General features: G+C 72.9%; 18 protein-coding genes. 8 read left to right on the top strand and 10 right to left on the bottom strand.

Annotated elements, in window-relative coordinates:
• Positions 1–26: 26 nt before the first annotated feature.
• The 4 genes from pstS to mshD all read right to left on the bottom strand — a co-directional run bounded on the left by pstS (position 27) and on the right by mshD (position 5957).
• The gene (gene pstS / locus IF89_RS0123100; protein ID WP_030771265.1) at positions 27–1160 is read right to left on the bottom strand and encodes a phosphate ABC transporter substrate-binding protein PstS; all 1134 of its coding nucleotides are present in this window, start codon (positions 1158–1160) and stop codon (positions 27–29) included.
• 251 nt (positions 1161–1411) lie between these two features.
• The gene (locus tag IF89_RS0123095; RefSeq protein ID WP_030771262.1) at positions 1412–2380 is read right to left on the bottom strand and encodes a CHAD domain-containing protein; all 969 of its coding nucleotides are present in this window, start codon (positions 2378–2380) and stop codon (positions 1412–1414) included.
• Positions 2361–4727 (bottom strand): RNA degradosome polyphosphate kinase, encoded by a 2367-nt coding sequence (locus IF89_RS0123090; RefSeq protein ID WP_030771260.1) that lies wholly within the window; start codon positions 4725–4727, stop codon positions 2361–2363. The genes IF89_RS0123095 and IF89_RS0123090 overlap by 20 nt, the downstream gene beginning before the upstream one ends.
• A gap of 303 nt (positions 4728–5030) precedes the next feature.
• A complete protein-coding gene (mshD, locus tag IF89_RS0123085) occupies positions 5031–5957 on the bottom strand; it encodes a mycothiol synthase (protein ID WP_030771258.1) in 927 nt (308 codons plus the stop codon).
• A 169-nt stretch (positions 5958–6126) separates the two neighbouring features.
• Between mshD and IF89_RS0123080 the strand changes: the two genes are divergently transcribed.
• Complete coding sequence (locus IF89_RS0123080; protein ID WP_030771254.1) at positions 6127–7944, top strand: bifunctional metallophosphatase/5'-nucleotidase; 1818 nt, start codon at positions 6127–6129, stop codon at positions 7942–7944.
• A 99-nt stretch (positions 7945–8043) separates the two neighbouring features.
• Here the strand turns inward: IF89_RS0123080 and IF89_RS0123075 are convergent, their stop codons facing one another.
• Positions 8044–8832 (bottom strand): alpha/beta fold hydrolase, encoded by a 789-nt coding sequence (locus IF89_RS0123075; RefSeq protein WP_030771250.1) that lies wholly within the window; start codon positions 8830–8832, stop codon positions 8044–8046.
• A 134-nt stretch (positions 8833–8966) separates the two neighbouring features.
• On the opposite strand from IF89_RS0123075, the gene IF89_RS0123070 reads away from it, so the two are divergent.
• Both IF89_RS0123070 and IF89_RS0123065 read left to right on the top strand, forming a co-directional pair.
• Positions 8967–9536, top strand: coding sequence for a TetR/AcrR family transcriptional regulator (locus IF89_RS0123070; RefSeq protein WP_030771247.1), 570 nt, complete (start codon positions 8967–8969; stop codon positions 9534–9536).
• Between the two features lie 182 nt (positions 9537–9718).
• Positions 9719–10579 (top strand): phosphatidylinositol-specific phospholipase C, encoded by an 861-nt coding sequence (locus IF89_RS0123065; RefSeq protein WP_030771246.1) that lies wholly within the window; start codon positions 9719–9721, stop codon positions 10577–10579.
• On the opposite strand, the gene IF89_RS0123060 is transcribed toward IF89_RS0123065, so the two are convergent.
• From IF89_RS0123060 to IF89_RS0123040, 5 genes are all read right to left on the bottom strand, one after another.
• Positions 10559–12001: a sensor histidine kinase gene (locus IF89_RS0123060; RefSeq protein ID WP_030771243.1), complete on the bottom strand. Its 1443-nt coding sequence runs from the start codon at positions 11999–12001 to the stop codon at positions 10559–10561. The genes IF89_RS0123065 and IF89_RS0123060 overlap by 21 nt on opposite strands.
• The gene (locus IF89_RS0123055) at positions 11998–12726 is read right to left on the bottom strand and encodes a response regulator transcription factor (protein ID WP_030771240.1); all 729 of its coding nucleotides are present in this window, start codon (positions 12724–12726) and stop codon (positions 11998–12000) included. Before IF89_RS0123055 ends, IF89_RS0123060 begins: the two co-directional genes overlap by 4 nt.
• A gap of 158 nt (positions 12727–12884) precedes the next feature.
• Positions 12885–14117: a S1C family serine protease gene (locus IF89_RS0123050; protein WP_030771237.1), complete on the bottom strand. Its 1233-nt coding sequence runs from the start codon at positions 14115–14117 to the stop codon at positions 12885–12887.
• Positions 14118–14206: 89 nt separating this feature from the next.
• Positions 14207–15229, bottom strand: a complete 1023-nt coding sequence (locus IF89_RS0123045; protein ID WP_030771236.1) for a LacI family DNA-binding transcriptional regulator — start codon at positions 15227–15229, stop codon at positions 14207–14209.
• Positions 15230–15299: 70 nt separating this feature from the next.
• The gene (locus IF89_RS0123040) at positions 15300–16082 is read right to left on the bottom strand and encodes a response regulator transcription factor (RefSeq protein WP_030771233.1); all 783 of its coding nucleotides are present in this window, start codon (positions 16080–16082) and stop codon (positions 15300–15302) included.
• Positions 16083–16552: 470 nt separating this feature from the next.
• On the opposite strand from IF89_RS0123040, the gene IF89_RS0123035 reads away from it, so the two are divergent.
• The 5 genes from IF89_RS0123035 (at position 16553) to IF89_RS0123015 (ending at position 20715) form a co-directional block, all read left to right on the top strand.
• On the top strand, positions 16553–16807 hold the full coding sequence (locus tag IF89_RS0123035; RefSeq protein ID WP_030771231.1) for a MoaD/ThiS family protein: 255 nt from the start codon (positions 16553–16555) through the stop codon (positions 16805–16807).
• A 637-nt stretch (positions 16808–17444) separates the two neighbouring features.
• Positions 17445–18668 (top strand): hypothetical protein, encoded by a 1224-nt coding sequence (locus tag IF89_RS47060; protein ID WP_234327844.1) that lies wholly within the window; start codon positions 17445–17447, stop codon positions 18666–18668.
• 63 nt (positions 18669–18731) lie between these two features.
• Positions 18732–19448 carry a DUF2993 domain-containing protein gene (locus tag IF89_RS0123020; protein WP_030771227.1) on the top strand — a complete coding sequence of 239 codons (717 nt, stop codon included), beginning with the start codon at positions 18732–18734 and terminating at the stop codon, positions 19446–19448.
• A 155-nt stretch (positions 19449–19603) separates the two neighbouring features.
• A complete protein-coding gene (locus tag IF89_RS49645; protein WP_350875872.1) occupies positions 19604–19693 on the top strand; it encodes an Ms5788A family Cys-rich leader peptide in 90 nt (29 codons plus the stop codon).
• Between the two features lie 176 nt (positions 19694–19869).
• On the top strand, positions 19870–20715 hold the full coding sequence (locus IF89_RS0123015) for a sulfurtransferase (protein ID WP_030771224.1): 846 nt from the start codon (positions 19870–19872) through the stop codon (positions 20713–20715).
• Positions 20716–20771 lie beyond the last annotated feature (56 nt).

Genomic DNA, 20771 nt, shown 5'->3' with positions numbered 1-20771 from the left:
GGCGGACCGGGCCGCGGAGGGCGTGACTAGCTCAGCGAGTTGATGACCTCGCGGACCTTGGCGTTGATCTCGGCCGGGATCGGCGCGTAGCCGTTCTCCAGGAGGATCTTCTGGCCCGCGTCGGACGCGGTGTAGTTCAGGAAGGACTTGACGGTCGGCAGGGTCTCCGCCTTGTTGCCCTTGTCGCAGACGACCTCGTACGTGACCAGGACGATCGGGTACGCGCCCTCGGCCTTGGTGGTGTAGTCGAGCTTGAGGGCGAGGTCCGAGCCGGTGCCGGCGATCTTGGCGGCGGCGATGGCCTTGGAGGCGTTCTCGCCGGTGGCCTTGACCGGGGCGGCGGCGCCCGTGTTCAGGTCGACCGTCTTGATGTTCTGGGCGCTGGCGTAGGAGAGCTCGAAGTAGCCGATGGCACCGTCGACCTGCTTGACCTGGGTCGCGACACCGGAGGAGCCGGAGGCGCCGAGGCCGCCGGGGGCCGGCCACTTCTTCGCGGCCTCGTACGGCCACGCGTCACCGGCGGTGGCCTTGAGGTACTTGCCGAGGTTCTCGGTGGTGCCCGAGTCCTCGGAGCGGTGGAAGTGCTGGATCGCGGTGGAGGGGAGCGTGACGCCGGGGTTCAGCTTCTTGATCGCCTCGTCGTCCCACTTCTTGATCTTGTCGTTGAAGATGTTGGCGATCGTGGGCGCGTCGAGGTTCAGCTTGTCGACGCCCGCGATGTTGAAGCCGAGGGCGATCGGGCCGCCGACCATGGGCAGGTCGATGCCCTGGCCACCGGTGCAGATCTTCTTCGACTCCTCGACCTGCTCCGGCTTCAGCGCCGAGTCGGAGCCGGCGAAGCCGACGGTGCCCTGGTTGAAGGCGACGATGCCCTCGCCGGAGGAGGAGGACTTGTAGTTCACCTCGACGCCGGAGCAGGCGGCCATGTAGTTCTTCACCCACAGGTCGACCGCGTTCTTCTGCGCGGAGGAGCCGGAGGCGAGCAGCTTGCCCTTGGCGCCGTCGCACTTGATGTCGCCGGCCGGAGCGGCGGCCTTGGTGGCGCCGTCACCGGTCTTGGTGTTGTCGTCCGAGCCGCACGCCGTGAGGACCAGGGCGCCGGACACGACAAGCGCACCGAGGGCGGAGGCACGAAGCATGTTCTTGCGCTGAAGCTTCACTTTCGGGTGTTCCTTCCAGAAGCCGCCGGCCGCTTTCCGTTCGTACCGGGCGGCGTGCGAAGAGGAGAACTGCGTGTGTCGCGCGGGCCGACTGCTCCGTCCGTGGGCCGCCGTATCCGTGCACGACCGAAATTAGGCTGAACAGGTGAAGCGGCCGACCGGCCCGAGTGAACGGACGGTGAACCGTGGCGGACGACCCGGTGCGTTCGGGAACGGTCGGCACTCACTTGCCATCATCCGTTATTGCGCCGTTACCGCGGTGCGGTCGCGGGCTCCGGGAGCCACAGCTGGTGGAAGTCGGCGCGTGCCGCCTCCACCTCGTGGCGCTGGTCGGCGTGCAGGACGCCGAGGGCGTAGGCCGTGGTCGGGGCGATGCGCGGGGTGCGGGCGGCCGTGGCCGAGGCGGCCGCGGCCTCGGCGGCGTCGCGGTGGCGGTCCAGCGCCTCGCCCGCGGCCGTCGGGCGGGTCACGTCCTCACCGAGCACCTCCCGCGCGTAGCGGTGGACCCGCAGGAGGCGGCGCACCTCGTGCCAGAGGCCGTCGTGGTCCGCGCAGTAGGGGCTCGGCGCCGCCTCGCTCGCGCCGATCGGCGGGAGCGCCGAGACCGCGGCGGACAGTCGGGTTTCGGCCACGCCCGCGAGGGGTCTGAGGACCTCGCCCAACCGGCCGCGGGCCGCGACGGGGTCGAGGGGGACGTCGGAGGCCAGCACCGCCACCGCGTCCGCCACCGCGTGGAAGCGCGCCGAGCCGAGGGCCTGCAGGGTGGCCGAGTGGGCCCGGGTACGGGCGAGGGTCAGCTGGCGCTCCAGCAGTGCGCCGGCGCGCGCCGAGCCCACCGTCAGCGCGCCGGCCGAGCCGCGCTGCGCGGGCAGCTCGGGGGACCCGGACAGCCGGTGCAGGGCGTCCATGAGCCGGGTCAGCCGGGCGGCGTACGCGTGCTCGTCGGCCAGGGTCGAGGACAGCCAGACCAGCTCGGTGCGCAGCCCGTCGGCCCAGGACGACTCGGTCACCACCCGGAACGTGGCCAGTGATCCGCTGATACGGCGCGCGGCCCCGCGCAGGCTGCGCGCCGCGTCGGCGCTCTCGGCGGCGCCGGCCCCGCTCCCCGCGCCGGGGCTGTAGCGGCGCAGGGCCCGCAGGAAGGCCGTGGCCTGGGAGCGCAGGTACGTGCCGAGCACGTCCCCCGCCTCCGCCGTCGGGTCATGGTTTGGCTGAGCCACGCCGGCGCCTCCGGGCGTCTATGAGCGTCTCCTGTACGTGCCGCAGCGGCTGGCCGTCCGCGTCCGTGCTGTGCCGGGTCCATTCGCCGTCCGGGCCGAGGTGCCAGGAGGAGGTGGCGTCGGACATGCCGGTCTCCAGCATCCGGTCCAGTGCCGCGCGGTGGGCCGGGTCGGCGACCCTGACCAGTGCCTCGATGCGGCGGTCGAGGTTGCGGTGCATCATGTCGGCGCTGCCGATCCACACCTCGGGTTCGCCGCCGTTGCCGAAGGCGAAGACCCGGGAGTGTTCGAGGAAGCGGCCGAGGACCGAGCGGACCCGGATGTTGTCGGAGAGGCCGGGGACGCCGGGGCGGACGGCGCAGATGCCGCGCACCCAGATGTCGACCGGCACTCCCGCCCGGGAGGCCCGGTACAGCGAGTCGATGAGGGCCTCGTCGACGATCGAGTTCATCTTCAGGCGCACGTACGCGGGGCGGCCGGCCCGGTGGTGTGCGGCCTCCTTGTCGATCCGCGCGATCAGCCCGTCGCGCAGCGAGCGGGGCGCGACCATCAGGCGGCGGTAGGTCTCGCGGCGCGAGTAGCCGGAGAGCCGGTTGAACAGGTCGGACAGGTCCGCGCCGACCTGCGGGTCGGCGGTGAGCAGGCCGAGGTCCTCGTAGAGCCGGGCGGTCTTGGGGTGGTAGTTGCCGGTGCCGACGTGGGCGTAGCGGCGCAGCTGGTCGCCCTCCTGGCGGACGACGAGCGACAGCTTGCAGTGCGTCTTGAGGCCGACGAGGCCGTAGACGACGTGGCAGCCGGCCTCTTCCAGCTTGCGCGCCCACTTGATGTTGGCCTGCTCGTCGAAGCGGGCCTTGATCTCGACGAGTACGAGGACCTGCTTGCCGGATTCGGCGGCGTCGATCAGGGCGTCCACGATCGGGGAGTCGCCGGAGGTGCGGTAGAGCGTCTGCTTGATGGCGAGGACGTCCGGGTCGGCGGCGGCCTGCTCCAGGAAGGCCTGCACCGAGGTGGAGAAGGAGTCGTACGGGTGGTGCAGCAGGACGTCGCGCTCGCGCAGGGCGGCGAAGATGTCGGGTGCGTGCGCGGACTCGACCTCGGCGAGGTCCCGGTGGGTGCCGGCGACGAACTTGGGGTACTTGAGCTCGGGCCGGTCCAGGGAGGCGATCCCGAAGAGGGCGGTCAGGTCGAGGGGTCCGGGCAGCGGGTAGACCTCGGAGGCGTTGACGTTCAGTTCCTGCACGAGGAGGTCCAGGACGCCGGGGTCGATGGACTCCTCGACCTCCAGGCGCACGGGCGGGCCGAAGCGGCGCCGCATGAGCTCCTTCTCCAGGGCCTGGAGCAGGTTCTCGGCGTCGTCCTCCTCCACCTCCAGGTCCTCGTTGCGGGTCACGCGGAACATGTGGTGCGCGAGCACCTCCATGCCGGGGAACAGCTCCTCCAGGTGCGCGGCGATGACGTCCTCCAGCGGGACGTAGCGCTGCGGTGAGGCCTCCAGGAAGCGGGAGAGGATCGGCGGGACCTTGACCCGGGCGAAGTGGCGGTGGCCGCTGACGGGGTTGCGCACGACGACGGCCAGGTTGAGGGAGAGGCCGGAGATGTACGGGAAGGGGTGCGCGGGGTCCACGGCGAGCGGGGTCAGCACCGGGAAGATCTGGTTGCGGAACAGCGTGAAGAGGCGGGCCTGCTCCTTCTCGGTGAGGTCGGGCCAGCGGATCAGGTGGACGCCCTCCTCGGCCAGGGCCGGGCAGATGTCCTGCTGGAAGCAGGCGGCGTGGCGGGCCATGAGCTCGCGCGAGCGCGTCCAGATGAGGTCCAGCACCTCGCGGGGCTGCAGGCCCGAGGCCGAACGGGTGGCGACGCCGGTCGCGATGCGGCGCTTGAGGCCGGCGACGCGGACCATGAAGAACTCGTCGAGGTTGCTCGCGAAGATCGCCAGGAAGTTGGCGCGCTCCAGCAGCGGGGTCGTCGGGTCCTCGGCGAGCTCCAGCACCCGCTCGTTGAAGGCGAGCCAGCTGCGCTCCCGGTCCAGGAAGCGGTCCGGGGGCAGCTCGCCGGTGTCCTTGTCGTCGTAGGCGTCCAGGTCGGCGTCGAGGTCGGGGTCGAAGTCGACGTGCGGGCGGTACGCGGCGATGGAGCCTATGCGGGCGTGGGCCCCGGCGGCGGGCGCCTGGGCGGCGGGCCGATCGCTGTCGTTGCCCTGGCCGGCGGCTTTGCCGGTGTCCTTGCCGGTGTCCTTGGCGGCGGACCTGCCGCTGGTCCTGCCGGCCTTCTCGGGGGCGGACGCGGACGTGTGGGACGGGTGCTGGGCGGGGACCTCGGTGGGGCCGGCGCTGGGCTTGTGGCTCATGACTCCATTCTTCCGCGCAAGCGGCAGGACAGGCGCGTCGGACGTGTCGGCCGTCGGTCGGAGTCGGGGCTGCATTGGGGGAGAGTCGCAAGCGCTTCTGAATGCCCGGTTAATGGCGCATGGCTTCCCGGGTCCGGCTGGTGCACGAGTCCTACCCGGGGGCGCGGGTGCGGTGCCGGTCGGGCGTCGTGCGTGCCGGTGGGGCGCCGTTGCCGGGGGCGCCGCCCCCGGGCCCCCGCGCCTCGAACGCCGGTGAGGCGGGTAGAGGCGGCGGGGCCGGATGGGGCGGCGGGGCCGGAAACGTCAGCTCTCCGTGCGGTACATCAGGTCGACCTCGTGGGTGGCGAAGCCGAGGCCCTCGTAGACGGCGAGGGCCGCGGGGTTGTCGGCGTCGACGTAGAGCATGGCCGTCGGCAGGCCCTGGGCCGCCAGGTGCTGGAGGCCGAGCGCGGTGAGGGCCTTGCCGAGGCCGCCGCCCTGGGCGTTCGGGAGGACGCCGACCACGTAGACCTCGCCGAGCTGCTCCGCCGCGTGGACCTTCGTCCAGTGGAAGCCGACGAGCTCGCCGTCGCGCTCGGCGAGGAAGAAGCCCTTGGGGTCGAACCAGGGCTGTGCGATCCGGTCGTCGAGGTCCCGCTGGGTGAGCGAGCCCTGCTCGGGGTGGTGGGCGAAGGCGGCCGCGTTCGCCGCGAGCCACGCCGCGTCGTCGGTGCCGGGCTGGAAGGTCCGTACGGTCACGCCGGGCGGGAGCACCGGGTCCGGCAGCGGGGCACCCTCGGCCAGCGGCCGGCGCAGCTGGCGCAGCTCGCGGAAGAGGGTCAGGCCGAGCACCTGGGCGAGGTGCCGGGCGGCGGACTTCCCGCCGTGGGCCCACACCCGCAGCCGCTTGCCGGAGGCTGCCAGCAGGGCCATGCCCATGGCGCGGCCGTGGCCGCGGCCGCGCAGGGCGGGGTCGACGACGAGTTCGGCGGCCGGGGCCTCCACCGGGTCGGTGTCCTCCAGTTGCCCGTACGCGGCGAGCCGGCCGCCGTCGGTGAGCAGGAAGTGCCGGACCCCCGGGCGCGGCCCGCCGCGCAGCTGGAGCCTGCCCTGTTCGGACACGGCGGTGGTGCCGTCGGTACGCGCCGCGTCCTCGATCAGGTCGAGGACCGCGTCGGCCTGTTCCCCCGTCAGCTCGTCGAGGGTCTGAATCTGCCGTCCCGGCTCCAGGGCCGCGCTTGCGTCAGTCATGGAACGAGCCTACGACCGTCGCGGCCGCCGAGCGGAGCGCGGGCGCGTGGTCGGTCCTTCTTCCGCGTGTAACCAACGCGATACCCGTTACCCCCTGGTAGAGCTACGCGCGTTGACCTTAGGCTTCGGCGACCTCCCGAGCAGTACCGCTGTCCACAAAGGGGACCACATGTCAGCGACGCCACAACGGCACCGTCGAAACCGCCGGTTGACCTTCGCCGCCCTCGCCGCCACGGCCGGGGCCGGCGCGATGGTCGCGGCCGCACTGCCGGCCGGTGCCGCGAGTGGTGGCGGTGCGGCCAAGAGCCGGACCGTCGACGTCCAGATGCTGTCGTTCAACGACTTCCACGGCACCCTGGAGCCCCCGCAGGGCTCCTCCGGCACCGTGACCGAACGTCAGGCCGACGGCACCACGAAGGCCATACCCGCGGGCGGGGTCGAGTACCTCGCGACCGCCCTGCGCGAGGCCCGCAAGGGCCACGAGTACTCCGTCACCGCCGCGGCCGGCGACATGATCGGCGGCAGCCCGATGCTGTCCGGGCTCTTCCACGACGAGCCGACCATCGAGGCGCTGAACAAGCTGGGTCTGAACGTCTCCAGCGTCGGCAACCACGAGTTCGACGAGGGCAAGGCCGAGCTGCGCCGCATGGCGTACGGCGGCTGCCACCCGGTCGAGGGCTGCTACGAGTTCGGCAAGGAGTTCACGGGCTCCACCTTCCAGTACCTCGCCGCGAACGTCACCGACGAGAAGACCAAGCGCCCCCTGATGTCGCCCACCTACGTGTGGAAGAAGGGCGACGTGAAGATCGGCTTCATCGGCGTCACCCTGGAGGGCACTCCGGACATCGTGACCGCCGAGGGCGTCAAGGGCCTCAAGTTCGGCGACGAGATCGAGACGATCAACAAGTACGCCGCCGAGCTGAACAAGCAGGGCGTGAAGTCGATCGTCGCCCTGATCCACGAGGGCGGTCTGCCCGCGAGCGGCGCCTACAACTACGACTGCGACGTCCCGGGCGCCGGCGCCGGCATCTCGGGCGCGATCGTGGACATCGCCAAGAACGTCGACGCGAAGGTCGACGCCCTGGTCACGGGCCACACGCACCAGGCCTACGCCTGCAACATCCCCGACCCTGCGGGCAACCCGCGCGCGGTGACCTCGGCGGCCTCCATCGGCCGCCTGTACACGGACACCACGCTCACCTACGACCGGCAGACCAAGGACATCGTCCGTACGCCGATCGCCTCGCCCAAGCCGGTCAACAAGGTCGTGGGCCGGGAGCAGCCCAAGGCCCCGGAGATGACCGAGCTGATCCAGCGCTGGAACGCCCTGGCGGCCCCGATCGCCAACCGCCCGCAGGGCTTCATCTCGGCGGACATCCCGGGCCGCGGCTCGGCGGAGTACGAGAAGCCGCTCGGTGACCTGATCGCCGACGCGCAGCTGGAGGCGCTCGCCCCCGCGGACAAGGGCGGCGCGCAGCTGGCCCTGATGAACCCGGGCGGCATCCGCTCGGACCTGGCCTACAAGGCCTCGGGGGCCGAGGGCGACGGCGTGGTGACGTACGGCGAGTCCTTCACGGTCCAGCCGTTCACCAACATGATGAACGTCGTGGACCTGACCGGCGCGCAGCTGATCACCGCGCTGCAGCAGCAGGTCACCGGGCCGGTCAACGGCGCGAGCCCGAAGATCCTGCAGGTGTCGAAGGGCTTCACCTACACCCTCGACATGACGAAGGCGGGCGCGGACCGCGTCGTCGTGGACTCGGTGAAGCTCAACGGTGTCGCGATCGACCCCGCCGGGACCTACCGGGTCGCGATGAACGAGTTCCTCGCGGGCGGCGGTGACGGCTTCACCGTACTGAAGGAGCACAAGAACAAGCTGGTCGGTGCGTCCGACCTGGACTGCTTCAACGCCTACCTGACGAAGAACTCCTCGGCGACCGCGCCGATCGCCCCGCCGGCGGCGAACCGGATCACCGTCATCAAGTAGTACGCGCGCACAGCACGCCCGGAGGGGGCGGCGGGCCCGGTCGGCCCGCCGCCCCCTCCGGCGTTCGCCCCGCACCCCCGTGGCGGGGCGGCGGCCGCCTCAGAGCGTCGCGAGGAACGCCGCGACGGCCTCGTCGACGCCCCGGGGGTCCGTGAAGGGCACGAAGTGGTCGCCGTCCAGGGGGGTGTACGAGGTCCTGGGGCGGCGGGCGACCATCGCGTCGGCGGTGTCCGGGCGCAGGGCCTGGCTGTGGATCCCGTGGACCAGCAGGGCAGGGCAGGTGCTCGCGAGCCAGGCGTCCCAGTGGTCGCCCCGGCAGGCCTCGATGGAGTCGAGCATGTCCTGGGGGTGGAACGGCAGCCGCCAGCCCTCGCCGGAGGGGAGCGGGCGCAGGGCCTGCTCGACGAACCGGGCGCCCACCGGCCCGGCGGCGTCGAGGAGTTCCTCGCGGGTGGGGGCGGTGTAGCGCATCCCGTGCAGGAAGTCGAAGAGGGGGCCCTCGGTGGCGGGCCGGATCTCGACGGTGGCGTCGATGCCGACGAGTGCGCAGATCCGGTCGGGGTGGGCGGCGGCGAGGTGGTAGGCGTTGAGGCCGCCGAGGGAGTAGCCGAGGAGGGCCACGGGGGTGTCGAGGCCGAGGTGGTCGAGGAGGGCGACCGCGTCGCGGACGTAGCCCTCGCGGCGGTAGTGCGGGGCCCGGTCGGAGCTGCCGTGGCCGCGCTGGTCGGGTGCGACGACCCGCCAGGCGTCACCGAGGTGCGCGGCCAGTCCGGCGAAGGCGAGGCCTTCGGAGAGGCCGCCGTGCAGGGCCAGCAGCGGGCGACCGGGGCCGCCGGAGTCCACGTAGGACAGGGTGCGGTCGTCGGTCTTCATCTCGTGGCGCTGCATGGCGGTCCTCCCGTTGCGTCGCTCCGCGGATCCCCCGATCCGCCGATGCCAGCACCCTGCCAGGATTTGGGCGAGTGCGCAATACGGTTGTGTAGGGCGGTTGCCCAAAATGGCCCGGCGGCTACGATCCCGGCATGGGAAATCGCGAGGACCTGCTGGCCGGAGCCCGGCGCTGCCTGGAGGAGAAGGGCTACCTGCGCACGACCGTGCGGGACATCGCCACGGCCGCGGGCGTCAGCATGGCGGCGATCGGCTACCACTTCGGCTCGCGCGAGGCCCTGCTCAACCAGGCACTGTTCGCCGCGATGGAGGAGTGGGCCGCGGGCTCCGGCCGGCTCGCCGGACAGGGCGACACCGCGGGTGAGCGGTACGCCGACACCTGGGACCGCAAGATCCGCGACTTCGGCGAGACGCGCTGGCTGTGGCTGGCCTCCGTCGAGGCCTTCGTGCACGCGCAGTCCTCGCCCGAGCTGCTCGCGATCCTGGCGGAGGGTCAGCGCCGCAACCGCCGGATGGTCGCCGCCGCGCTGCGCGGGGTGCCGGAGGGCGAGGTCGCGGAGGAGGATGTGCGGGCCCTCGGGTCGATGCACATCGCCCTGCTGAGCGGGGTGATGGTGCAGACCCTGACCGATCCCGAGCAGGCCCCCGACGGTCGGGAGCTGCTGCGCGGGCTGCGCGAGATGGTCGGTCTGCTGGAGGACTGACCGCCACCACGGGTGGTATCTGTGACGTGTACACGCCATAATCCGGCCATCACCGGGTCGGCGAAGGGGCGGGCATGGGCAGCGGCGTGGGCACGGGCACGGGTGGGGCCACGAGAACGGGCGGGGCCACGAGGGCGGGCGGGGCCACGAGGGCGGGCAGGACCGCGGAGACGGTCACCGGTATGGGCCGCAGGGCGTTCCTGGCGGGCGCGCTGGCTGTGGGAGCGGCCGCCGGCCTGGGCACGGCACCCGCCTCGGCGTCGGCCCTCGGGACCCAGGACTGGATGGCCGGGCTCGGCGACTCCACCCCCCTGCAGCGGATGACCATCCCCGGCACGCACGACTCCGGCGCGACCCGGGGCGGGCTCTACGTCGCCTGCCAGAACACCTCGATCGCCCAGCAACTCGACTCCGGCATCCGCTTCCTCGACGTCCGCTGCCGGGTCACGGGCGGATCCTTCGCGATCCACCACGGGTCCTTCTTCCAGGACCTGATGTTCGGGGACGTCCTCGTCGCCTGCGGGAACTTCCTCGCCGCGCACCCCTCCGAGACGGTCCTGATGCGCGTCAAGCAGGAGTACTCCGGGGAGAGCGACGCCGTCTTCCGCGCCGTCTTCGACGACTACCTCGACCACCGCGGCTGGCGCCCCCTGTTCCGGATCGCCGACACCCTGCCCGTGCTCGGCCAGGCCCGCGGGAAGGTGGTCCTGCTCGCCGACAACGGCGGCCTGCCGGGCCTGCGCTACGGCGACGGCAACGTCTTCGACATCCAGGACGACTGGAACGCAGAGCCCTTCGCCAAACGCGGAAAGATCGAGAACCACTTCCGCAAGGCCGTCCAGCAGCCCGGCAAGCTCTTCGTCAACTACATCAGCACCTCGGCCTACATGCCGCCGCGCTGGAACTCCGACCGGCTCAACCCCCAGGTGCACGCCTTCGTCGACGGAGGGGAGATGGCCGGCCGGACCGGGCTCGGCATCGTCCCCATGGACTTCCCCAACACCCGCTCCGGCCTGGTCGCCTCACTGATCCGGCACAACTGACGGATCGGAGGGCGGCGGCGTCGGCGCCCCCGGGATGCGGAGCACCGCCTCCGTGCCCGCACCGCCGTCCGCCGCCGCCCGCAGCTCGGCGCTGCCGCCCGCGCGTGCCGCCGTCCGGGCCACGATCGACAGGCCCAGCCCGCTGCCGGGCAGGGCCCGGGCCGACTCCGACCGCCAGAACCGCTCGAAGACGTGCGGTAGGTCCTCCGCCGGGATGCCCGGCCCGTGGTCCCGTACGGTCAGCTCGCCCGCCCGCAGGGTCACCTCGACCGAACCGCCCGGCGGGCTGAACTTCACCGCGTTGTCCAGGACGTTGACCACCGCGCGCTCCAGCGCCGCCGCCTCGCCCCGGACGTACCAGGGCTCCAGGTCCGAGGTGAAGGCCAGCTCCGGACCGCGCAGTCGGGCCCGGGAGAGCGCGGTCGCGGCGATCTCGTGCAGGGCGACCACCGCGAGCCGGCCCGGAGCCGCCGCGTCCGGACGGGACAGCTCCTGCAGGTCGCCGATGAGCGCAGCCAGTTCCGTCATCTGCGCCTTGACCGACGCCAGCAGCTCGCGCCGGTCGTCGGGCGGGATGGCCCGGCCGGTCTCCTCGCTGCGTGCGAGGAGCTCGATGTTGGTGCGCAGCGAGGTGAGCGGGGTCCGCAGCTCGTGCCCGGCGTCCGCGATCAGCTGCGCCTGCCGGTCCTGGGAGGAGGACAGGGCGGCCGTCATCGCGTTGAACGACCGCGACAGGCGGGCGATCTCGTCGTCACCGTCGTCCGGGATCCGTACGGTCAGGTCCTCGGTGCGGGCGATGTGCTCGACGGCGTCGGTCAGCTCGTCCACGGGCCGCAGCCCGGCCCGGGCCACCCACAGGCCGGCCGCGCCGGCGCCGGCGATCCCGAGGGCGGAGACGAGCAGCAGCACCCAGGCCAGGGTGGACAGCGGCTTGTCGATGTCGGAGAGCGGGCGCGCCACCGAGACCGCGAAGATGGGCGCGCCGGGCGTGGTCCGGGCGGCGAAGGTGTAGACGCGCATCCGTACGCCGTTGTCCGTGGTCGCGTCGTGCAGGGCCTTGTTCCTGAGGCCCGTCGCCACCTCCTTGTCCGGGGCGATGACCGGCAGGTCGGTCTGGCCGCTCACCCAGCAGTGGTCGCCGTCCGCGGTGACGATCTGGACGGTCGCGTTCAGCTTCTCGGCGATGTCCTGCTGGGGCTGGGCCGGCGGGCGGGCCGGGCAGCCGTTGCGCAGCCGGTCCAGCACCTGGCTGGTCGGGTTGGTGGCCATCAGGGACTGGTTCAGCTGGTTGTCGAGCTGGGCCCGGACGACCACCCAGGACACCCCGGCCACGGTGGCCACGGCCACCGCCACGGCGGTGGTGACCAGCAGCGCCAGCCGGGAGCGCAGCGGCAGCGCGCGGAAGCGGGCGACCGGGCTCACTCCGGCCCGCCCTCGGCGCGCAGTACGTAGCCCACCCCGCGCACGGTGTGGACCAGGCGCGGCTCGCCGCCCGCCTCGGTCTTGCGGCGCAGGTACATCACGTACACGTCCAGGGAGTTGGAGCTGGGTTCGAAGTCGAAGCCCCAGACGGTCTTGAGGATCTGTTCGCGGGTGAGGACCTGGCGCGGATGCGCCATGAACATCTCCAGCAGCGTGAACTCGGTACGCGTCAGCTCCACCGGGCGGCCCGCCCGGGTGACCTCGCGCGTCACGAGGTCCATGCGCAGGTCGCCGAAGGTCAGGGCGTCCTCGTGCGGCCCGGCGTCGGCCCGCGGGGCTGCGTAGGAACTGCGGCGCAGCAGGGCGCGGACGCGGGCGAAGAGTTCGTCGAGCTCGAACGGCTTGACGAGGTAGTCGTCGGCGCCCGCGTCCAGGCCGGTGACGCGGTCGCCGACGGTGTCGCGGGCGGTGAGCATCAGGATCGGGGTGACGCTGCCGGAGGCGCGCAGCCGGCGGGCGGCCGTGAGCCCGTCCATCCGCGGCATCTGGATGTCCAGCACGATCAGGTCGGGGGCGTACGAGTCCGCCTTGTCGAGGGCGTCGAGGCCGTCGACGGCGGTCTGCACGGCGTACCCCTCGAAGGCGAGGCTGCGGCGCAGGGCCTCGCGTACGGCCGGTTCGTCGTCGACGACGAGGATCCGCGCTTCGCCTTCGGCGGGGTTCATGGTGGGTTCTCCCGGGTGTGGTGGTCGGGTGCGGTCAGTGACGGCTGAAGCCCTGCGGCGTGCGGCTTGCGGCGCGTCCAGCGTCGCACGGCCGGTGCGTGCCCAGGGGGGTGTCCCGCCGATCATGCCGGGCTCGTGGCCCCCGGCACCGGACCCCGCTAGAAGGACGTGCCGAAGCCGTCGGCGAAGGCGTCGCCGGGGGAGGTGCCGGTGTCGCCGGATCCCTGGCCGCCGGGGCCGCCCTTGCGGAGGGAGTCGAGGTCGGCCTTGATCGTGTCGACCGGGATGGCGAAGCCGAGGCCGACGCTGCCCGCGGCGGAGCCGCCGGTGGAGGGGGAGTAGATCGCGGAGGGCATGCCCACGATCTCGCCGTTCATGTTGACCAGGGCGCCGCCGGAATTGCCCGGGTTGAGGGAGGCGTCGGTCTGGACGGCCTTGTACGAGGTGGTGTTCGACCCGGTGTCCCCGTTGAACTGGCGGCCGCCGAAGGAGAAGGGCCAGCGCCCGTCGTCCTGCCGGCGGCCCTGCGGGGAGCCCTGGTCCGCCTTGGGTACCTTCACCTCGCGGTTCAGGGCGGAGACGATACCGCTGGTGACCGTGCCGGTGAGGCCGTCGGGGGAGCCGATGGCGACGACCTGGTCGCCGACCTTGACGCTCCCGGAGTCGCCGAGCTTCGCGGGCTTCAGCCCGCTCGCGCCCTGGAGCTTGATCAGGGCCAGGTCCTTGTCGGGGTCGGTGCCGACGGTCCTGGCGGAGTACGTCCTGCCGTCGCTCAGCGTCACCTGGATGCCGGTGGCGCCGTCGATGACGTGGTTGTTGGTGGCGATCTCGCCGTCCGCGGTGAGCACGATGCCGGAGCCGGTGCCCTGGCCGGACGCGGTGCGGGTGTCGATGCGGACGACCGAGGGGCCGACCTGTTCGGCGATGCCGGAGACGGTGCCGGTGCTGGACTGGGAGACGTTAGTGCCACTGACCCCGCCGCCGGCGCCGGCGCTGCCCCGGTCCGTCAGCTGCTGGACGGCGGCCGCGGCGCCGCCGCCGACCAGGGCCGCGACGAGTGCGACGGCGGTCAGCAGGGTGGCGGGCCTCGTCGCCCGCCGGGCGGGGGCGGCGTGGGCCGGCCCCTGCGGGGTGCAGGCGTCGGCGCCTGCGCCGGCCGCCGCCGGGACGGTCTCGCCGACGAGGACCGGCGGCCGGTGCGCCTCGTGCCATCCGGGCGCGGCCGGCGGGTGGGCGGGCGGCGGCGGACAGGCCCCCGCCCCCGCTCCGGTGCCGGCACCGGCCTCGTGTGCGAGCCGGTCGCGTCCGTGCTGCCAGTCCTCGCCGAACGGCGTGTGCTGGGGGCGGTGCTCCTGCGGGTACTCGCCTTCGCGGCGGAAGCTCTCGGTCATGACACGACTGTCCCCGCCGTTGATGAGAGCTTCCTGAGCCCGGCCTGAGAAGCCCGACAGAACCGCGTGGCGCCGGCCGGGCCGGACCGTCAGCGGCAGCCGCAGGAGCGCCGGACCACCAGCGCCGACGGGAACTGCTTGAGGCGCTCGCGCCGCGAGCCGGCCACGCGCAGGCCGTCGTCCAGGACGAGGTCCACTGCCGCGCGGGCCATCGCCGGGCGGTCCGAGGCGATGGTCGTCAGCGGCGGGTCCGTGAGGGCCGCCTCCTTGACGTCGTCGAAGCCCGCCACGGCCAGTTCCCCGGGCACGTCGATGCGCAGCTCGCGGGCGGCCCGCAGCACACCGATCGCCTGGTCGTCCGTCGCGCAGAAGACCGCCGTCGGCCGGTCGGGCCGGGCCAGGACCTCCAGGGCGACCGTGTACGCGTCGTAGCGGTTGTACGGGGCCTCGATCAGCCGGCCCTCGATCGAACGGCCGGCCTCCAGCATGGCCCGCCGCCAGCCCTCGACGTGGTCGGCCACCGGGTCGCCGACCGAGGGGGTGTTCTCGATGCCGCCGATGCAGGCGACGTACTCGTGCCCGTGCTCCAGCAGGTGCCGGGTGGCGAGCTGGGCGCCGCCGATGTCGTCCGTGACGACCGCGACGTCGTCGATGGCCTCCGGGCGCTCGTGGAGCAGGACCACGCGGGCGTCCCAGGCCTCGATCTCACTGGCGGCCTGCTCGCTCATGCCCTGGCTGACCAGGATCAGGCCCGAGACCCGCATCCCGAGGAAGGCCCGCAGGTAGTGGACCTCGCGCTCGGTGCGGTAGTCGGAGTTGCCGACCAGGACCATCTTTCCGCGCTCGGCGGCGGCCTGCTCGACCGCGTGTGCCATCTCGGCGAAGAACGGCTGGCGGGCGTCGGGGACGATCATGCCTATGAGGTCGGTGCGCCGCGACGCCATCGCCTGGGCCACCCGGTCCGGGCGGTAGCCCAGGTCCTTGATCGCGGCGAGGACACGCTCGCGCGTGGCCGGGGCGACCGGCCGGGGTCCGTTGTTGATGACGTAGCTCACGACGGCGGTAGAAGTACCCGCAAGTCGCGCTACGTCATCCCGCGTCACCTTGGCCACGCGCGGCAGTCTACGCGGGGTGACCTACCTCTGGGCAGGGCGTCCTGAAACCGGGACGATCACCGGTCGCCTAGGCCGACCGGGTGGTGGCCCCCGACGTCCGTGCGGACCCCTGCGCGGCCGCCTCCGCGGCCACCTGGGCCGCCGCCTGGGCCGCGGCCTCCGCCGCCGCCCGCTCGACCTTCTCCGGCGTGACGAAGCGGTAGCCGACGTTGCGGACCGTACCGATCAGCGACTCGTGCTCGGGGCCGAGTTTCGCCCGGAGCCGCCGGACGTGCACGTCGACCGTGCGGGTGCCGCCGAAGTAGTCGTAGCCCCACACCTCCTGCAGCAGCTGGGCGCGGGTGAAGACCCGGCCCGGATGCTGCGCGAGGTACTTGAGCAGCTCGAACTCCTTGAAGGTGAGGTCGAGCACCCTCCCCTTGAGCTTGGCGGAGTACGTGGCCTCGTCCACCGACAGGTCGCCGTTGCGGATCTCCATGGGGGAGTCGTCCGAGCCGAGCTGCTGGCGGCCCGTCGCCAGCCGCAGGCGGGCCTCGACCTCGGCGGGACCGGCCGTGTCCAGGAGCACGTCGTCGATGCCCCAGTCGGCGGTGACGGCCGCCAGGCCGCCCTCGGTGACGACGAGGATCAGCGGGCAGCCGGGGCCGGTGGAGCGCAGCAGCTGGCACAGCGACCGGACCTGGGGCAGGTCGCGGCGGCCGTCGACGAGGATGACGTCGGCGCCGGGGGTGTCCACGAGGGCCGGGCCCTCGGCCGGCGCCACCCGGACGTTGTGCAGCAGCAGGCCGAGTGCGGGGAGCACTTCGGTGGACGGCTGCAGTGCGTTGGTGAGCAGCAGGAGCGAGCTCATGACCGACCACCTGCCCGGGCCGGACGGTGGTGCACGGATCGCTGGTCCATCACGTCGGTTCCTCCTCGGTCCCGTCGAGGACGTGCGCGGTACTGCTTCGTACGTGTCGCCCGGTGTCCTGGCGGCCCCGCGCCCCGGGGGTCCGCTCGGACACCGCTGTTCTCGATGCGTTCAACGTTCTGAAAGCACAAAAGGACCCGGGGGCCACATTGCCCGGATCCTCTCGCCAGCAGAATAGCCCACCCGCCGTTTCAGGACCGAGGCTCTTCTGCTTCCTCTTCTGTGGTTCCTGCCACCCTCCTGCCACGTTCACGCCCCTCCTATGCACCGGTTTCACCGGATCGGAAGGGTGCGGCGCGGCCCGGGAGGGCCGGCCGGGCGCACACCCGGCGCGTCGGGGCACGCCGGGGGCGGTGGCGCGAGGGGCCATCATGGAGGCCGACGGTAGAGAGCCGACGATGGGAGCAGCAGTGGCAACCGGAACCATCCGCTACTGGGCGGCGGCCAAGGCCGCGGCCGGGACGGCGGAGGAGCCGTACTCGGCGCGGACCCTGGCCGAGGCGCTCGACGGCGTGCGGGAACGCCACCCCGGGGAGCTGACCCGGGTCCTGCTGCGCTGCTCCTTCCTCGTGAACGACGAACCTGTGGGCAAGCGCCCGCACGATGGCGTCCAGCTGACCGAGGGGGGCACCGTCGAGGTGCTCCCGCCGTTCGCGGGCGGGTGAGCGGGAGCCGATGAGCACGCCAGAGGAACAGCAGCGCCGGCAGTACGCGCAGCAGCAGTCGCAGCAGCACGCGCAGCAGCACGCGCAGCCCGGGGCGCAGTCGGAGCCCGCGCCGGAGCCGCAGTCGCCGGACCCGTACGGGACGCAGACCTGGCAGTCCGACACCTGGGACACCGGTTACCAGCCGGTGCACACGCCGCTGGGTGCGGTGCCGGGACAGCCGGCCGCGCCCGAGGGCTGGTTCCGTGACGAGCCCGCGGCCGGCGGGGCTGCGGCCGGTGGTGCGGGGGTGGCGTGGCCCGACGGCTCGGCCGGCGGGCCGGGCGCGGGGGCCGGGTCCGGCCACGCCGGGGTCCACCCGTCGTACGAGGGCCAGACCCACGGCCAGAGTTACCACCAGGCCCACGGCGAGGCCCACGGCCGGAGTTACGGCCAGGCCCACGGCCAGGCTCCGGCCGGGGGACCGTCCTGGGGGGCGCAGCCCGCCGGCCCCGTGCCGCAGAGCCCGGCTCCCGAGGGCTGGTTCCGCGACGAGGTCCCGGCCCCCGCTCCCGCGCCCGCCCCGGTCCGGGACTGGTCGCAGGGTGGACCGGGCGCGGGCGGGCCCGCGTCCCCGTCCGCCGCCGAGACCGCCTACCTGCCGCCGTACCCGGGCCCCGGTTCCGACCAGCAGCAGGGCGCCGCCGCGGAGCAGACCGCGTACCTGCCGCCCTACCAGGCGGCCCCCGAACCGCAGGCCGTGGCCCCGGAGGGCTGGTTCCGCGACGAGGCGGGCGCCGCGGCCCAGGGCCCGACCGCGCCCGTGGCCCCCGCGCAGAACTGGACGCCGGAGGCCGGGACGGCCGAGACGGCGTACCTGCCGCCGTACCCGGGTCCGGGCCAGGAGCAGGGCGGCGCCGCCGAGCAGACCGCCTACCTCCCGCCGTTCCCCGGCCCCGAGCAGCAGGGCGAGTCCCGGGAGGCCGCCGCCGAGCAGACCGCCTACCTCCCGCCCCAGGCGGCCGCCGATCCGGCGGCGCCCACCGCGGCCGGGACGGGCGGCGCCGGCGGGGCGCCCGAGGGCGCCGAGTGGTCCCCGCCCACCCTCGGCGGGAACACCCTGCGAGCCGTGGACCCGGCCCAGGCCCGTGCCGAGGGCCGGTCGCCGATCATCGACCCGGGCCCGCAGTCGGCCCTCCTGACCGCCGCCCTCGGGCTGCTGCTCGCCGCGGCGGCGGCCCTCGGGCAGTTCGCGCTGCTCGTGCCGCTGATCGCCCTCCAGGGCCTCACCGCGGCCGGCTGGTTCCGGCTCAACGGCATGTGGCCGGCCCGGCAGGGCATCGCCCTCGCCTTCGCCGGAGCCCTCGTCGCGGACGCGGCCGTGCTCGCGGTGGAGGACGCGTACGGCGCCGGCGCCATCGTCGGCACCCTCGGCGCCTGGGTCCTGCTCACCCTCGTCCTCCAGCTGCGCAGCCGGGCGGACGCCGACGAGCGGATGTACGGGCTGATGGCCTCGGTGGCCTCGGCCGCCCTCGCCATCATCTGCGCCGGCCACCTGGCCGCCGACACGGCCGCCGTCACGGTCGGCGCGGTCGCCGTCGCGGTCGCCGTCTTCGTGCGCGCGCTGCCGCTCCCCACCCCCGCCTCGGTCGGCGTCTCGCTGGCCTCGGCCGCCGGTGCGGGTGTCGCGGTCGGCGGTCTCACCTCCGTCGGGGCGGGCGGGGCGCTGCTCGGCCTGGCCGCCGGGGTGTGCGCGCTGATCGGGCTGCGCGTGGCCGCGTACGACTACCCGTCGAAGTTCGTGCACATGACGGCCGGTGTCGCGCTGCCGCTCGCGGCCGCAGCTCCCGCCGTGTACCTGGTCGGGCGGGTGGTGGGCTGATACCCGTCCGACGCGGAGCATGGTCAACTGGGACGCACGTACCGATTACCAGGGGGAGGGCGCGTGCGGGTTCTGCGTGTCGTTGTGATCGTAGGAGTGGTGCTGGCCACCCTGTTCGCCGGAGTGGACCGGTGGGCGGTCGGCTATGCCGAGAACCGGCTGGCCGAGCGCATACAGGCCCGCCAGGGACTGGCCGGCAGCGCCGAGGTGGAGATCCACGGGTTCCCCTTCCTCACCCAGGCGCTCAGCCGCGATCTGGACCGCGTCGACCTCCGGCTGCGGGGCGTCGAGGTCATGGCGGACGGCCGCAGGACGCGGCTCGCCGAGCTCGACGCCAGCTTCCGCGGTGTGCGGCTGGACGGTGACTACAGCAGCGGCACCGCCGAGCGGGCCACGGGCACCGCGCTGCTGACCTACGCCGACCTGACCGCGGCCTCGCAGACCGGCGCGACCCTCTCCTACGGCGGTGCGCCCGGCAAGGTGAAGGTCACCGCGTCCGTGGACATCCTCGGCAAGACCCTCTCGCGCAGCGTGATCTCGACGATCACCCTCGTGGACGCGCCGGACTCCAAGGGCGGGAAGATCGTCCGCGTGCACGCCGAGGAGGTGCCGGGCGAGGGCATCCCCGGTCTTGAGCGCCAGGTGCGCAAGCGCACCGACTTCGACCGCGACCTCGGCACCGGGCTCCCGGCGGGGCTCCAGCTCTCCGCCCTGACCTCGGACGAGGCCGGTGTGCACCTCACGCTGGGCGGCTCGAACGTGGTGATGGCCGGATCGTGAGACGGCGCGGTCCGATCCGCAGAAGGTAAGCCGCAGGGCGAGGCCGCCAGGGTTCCGGAGAGCCCTCGCGGCCTCTTCTCATCCCGCGATCCGGACGATCCTGTCTCGGTATATGACACGCCGGTGACAGGGCGGCTGATTCGTCCCTACGATCCATGGCTATGAAGCATCAGCAGGCGGACCTCACGAAGCGACGGGCAGTAGACCTGTGTCGCGTCGCCGCCATGCTCTGTCGATCCATGTGACGTGTGAGCGCATCCGCTCCATCAGCCGGACGACGGCCCCGACAGGCCTTTCCCGCGTGACCGCACCCGCCTCCCGACCCTGACGCCTCCCCGCGCAGGAGCCGGGCGCACCCGCAGGCACGCAGCACAGCGCACCCCGCACCGCCCCGCCGCACACTGCCCCGGAGGAGAACACCATGAGCCGCAGCGACGTCCTCGTAGACGCCGACTGGGTCGAGGCCCACCTGAACGACGCCGACGTCGTCATCGTCGAGGTGGACGAGGACACGTCCGCCTACGACAAGAACCACATCCCCAACGCCGTCCGGATCGACTGGAAGACGGACCTCCAGGACCCGGTGCGCCGCGACTTCGTGGACCAGGAGGGCTTCGAGAAGCTCCTCTCCGCCAAGGGCATCTCCAACGACGACACCGTCGTCCTCTACGGCGGCAACAACAACTGGTTCGCCTCCTACGCCTACTGGTACTTCAAGCTCTACGGCCACCAGGACGTCAGGCTCCTCGACGGCGGCCGCAAGAAGTGGGAGCTCGACTCCCGCGACCTCGTCGACGGCAAGGACGTCCCGAACCGCCCGGCCACCCAGTACAAGGCCAAGCCCCAGGACACCTCCATCCGCGCCTTCCGCGACGACGTCGTGGCCGCGATCGGCTCCCTGAATCTGGTCGACGTCCGCTCCCCCGACGAGTTCTCGGGCAAGCTGCTCGCCCCGGCGCACCTCCCGCAGGAGCAGTCGCAGCGCCCCGGCCACGTGCCCAGCGCCCGCAACATCCCGTGGTCGAAGAACGCCAACGACGACGGCACCTTCAAGTCGGACGACGAGCTCAAGGCCCTCTACGAGGCCGAGCAGGTCGACCTGGCGAAGGACACCATCGCCTACTGCCGCATCGGTGAGCGTTCCGCGCTCACGTGGTTCGTGCTGCACGAGCTCCTGGGCCAGGAGAACGTCAAGAACTACGACGGCTCGTGGACCGAGTACGGCTCGCTGGTCGGCGTGCCGATCGAGCTCGGCCCCAACAAGTAACCCGCGGGCACGCGACGCCCTCGTAGGACGACACCCTCCAGGACAGGACAGAGAAC

The organism is Streptomyces sp. NRRL F-2664 (assembly GCF_000719345.1).
Classification (GTDB): Bacteria; Actinomycetota; Actinomycetes; order Streptomycetales; family Streptomycetaceae; genus Streptomyces.
The sequence above is the reverse complement of the archived record's forward strand: the minus strand, read 5'-3'. Positions and strand labels throughout refer to the sequence as shown.

Coding starts and splice junctions, on each gene's coding strand:
- IF89_RS0123090 (WP_030771260.1), bottom strand. CDS start 4,727: ATGAGCCACAAGCCCAGCGCCGGCCCCACCGAGGTCCCCGCCCAGCAC.
- mshD (WP_030771258.1), bottom strand. CDS start 5,957: ATGACTGACGCAAGCGCGGCCCTGGAGCCGGGACGGCAGATTCAGACC.
- IF89_RS0123080 (WP_030771254.1), top strand. CDS start 6,127: ATGTCAGCGACGCCACAACGGCACCGTCGAAACCGCCGGTTGACCTTC.
- IF89_RS0123075 (WP_030771250.1), bottom strand. CDS start 8,832: ATGCAGCGCCACGAGATGAAGACCGACGACCGCACCCTGTCCTACGTG.
- IF89_RS0123070 (WP_030771247.1), top strand. CDS start 8,967: ATGGGAAATCGCGAGGACCTGCTGGCCGGAGCCCGGCGCTGCCTGGAG.
- IF89_RS0123065 (WP_030771246.1), top strand. CDS start 9,719: ATGGGCCGCAGGGCGTTCCTGGCGGGCGCGCTGGCTGTGGGAGCGGCC.
- IF89_RS0123055 (WP_030771240.1), bottom strand. CDS start 12,726: ATGAACCCCGCCGAAGGCGAAGCGCGGATCCTCGTCGTCGACGACGAA.
- IF89_RS0123050 (WP_030771237.1), bottom strand. CDS start 14,117: ATGACCGAGAGCTTCCGCCGCGAAGGCGAGTACCCGCAGGAGCACCGC.
- IF89_RS0123040 (WP_030771233.1), bottom strand. CDS start 16,082: ATGAGCTCGCTCCTGCTGCTCACCAACGCACTGCAGCCGTCCACCGAA.
- IF89_RS49645 (WP_350875872.1), top strand. CDS start 19,604: ATGGCTATGAAGCATCAGCAGGCGGACCTCACGAAGCGACGGGCAGTA.
- IF89_RS0123015 (WP_030771224.1), top strand. CDS start 19,870: ATGAGCCGCAGCGACGTCCTCGTAGACGCCGACTGGGTCGAGGCCCAC.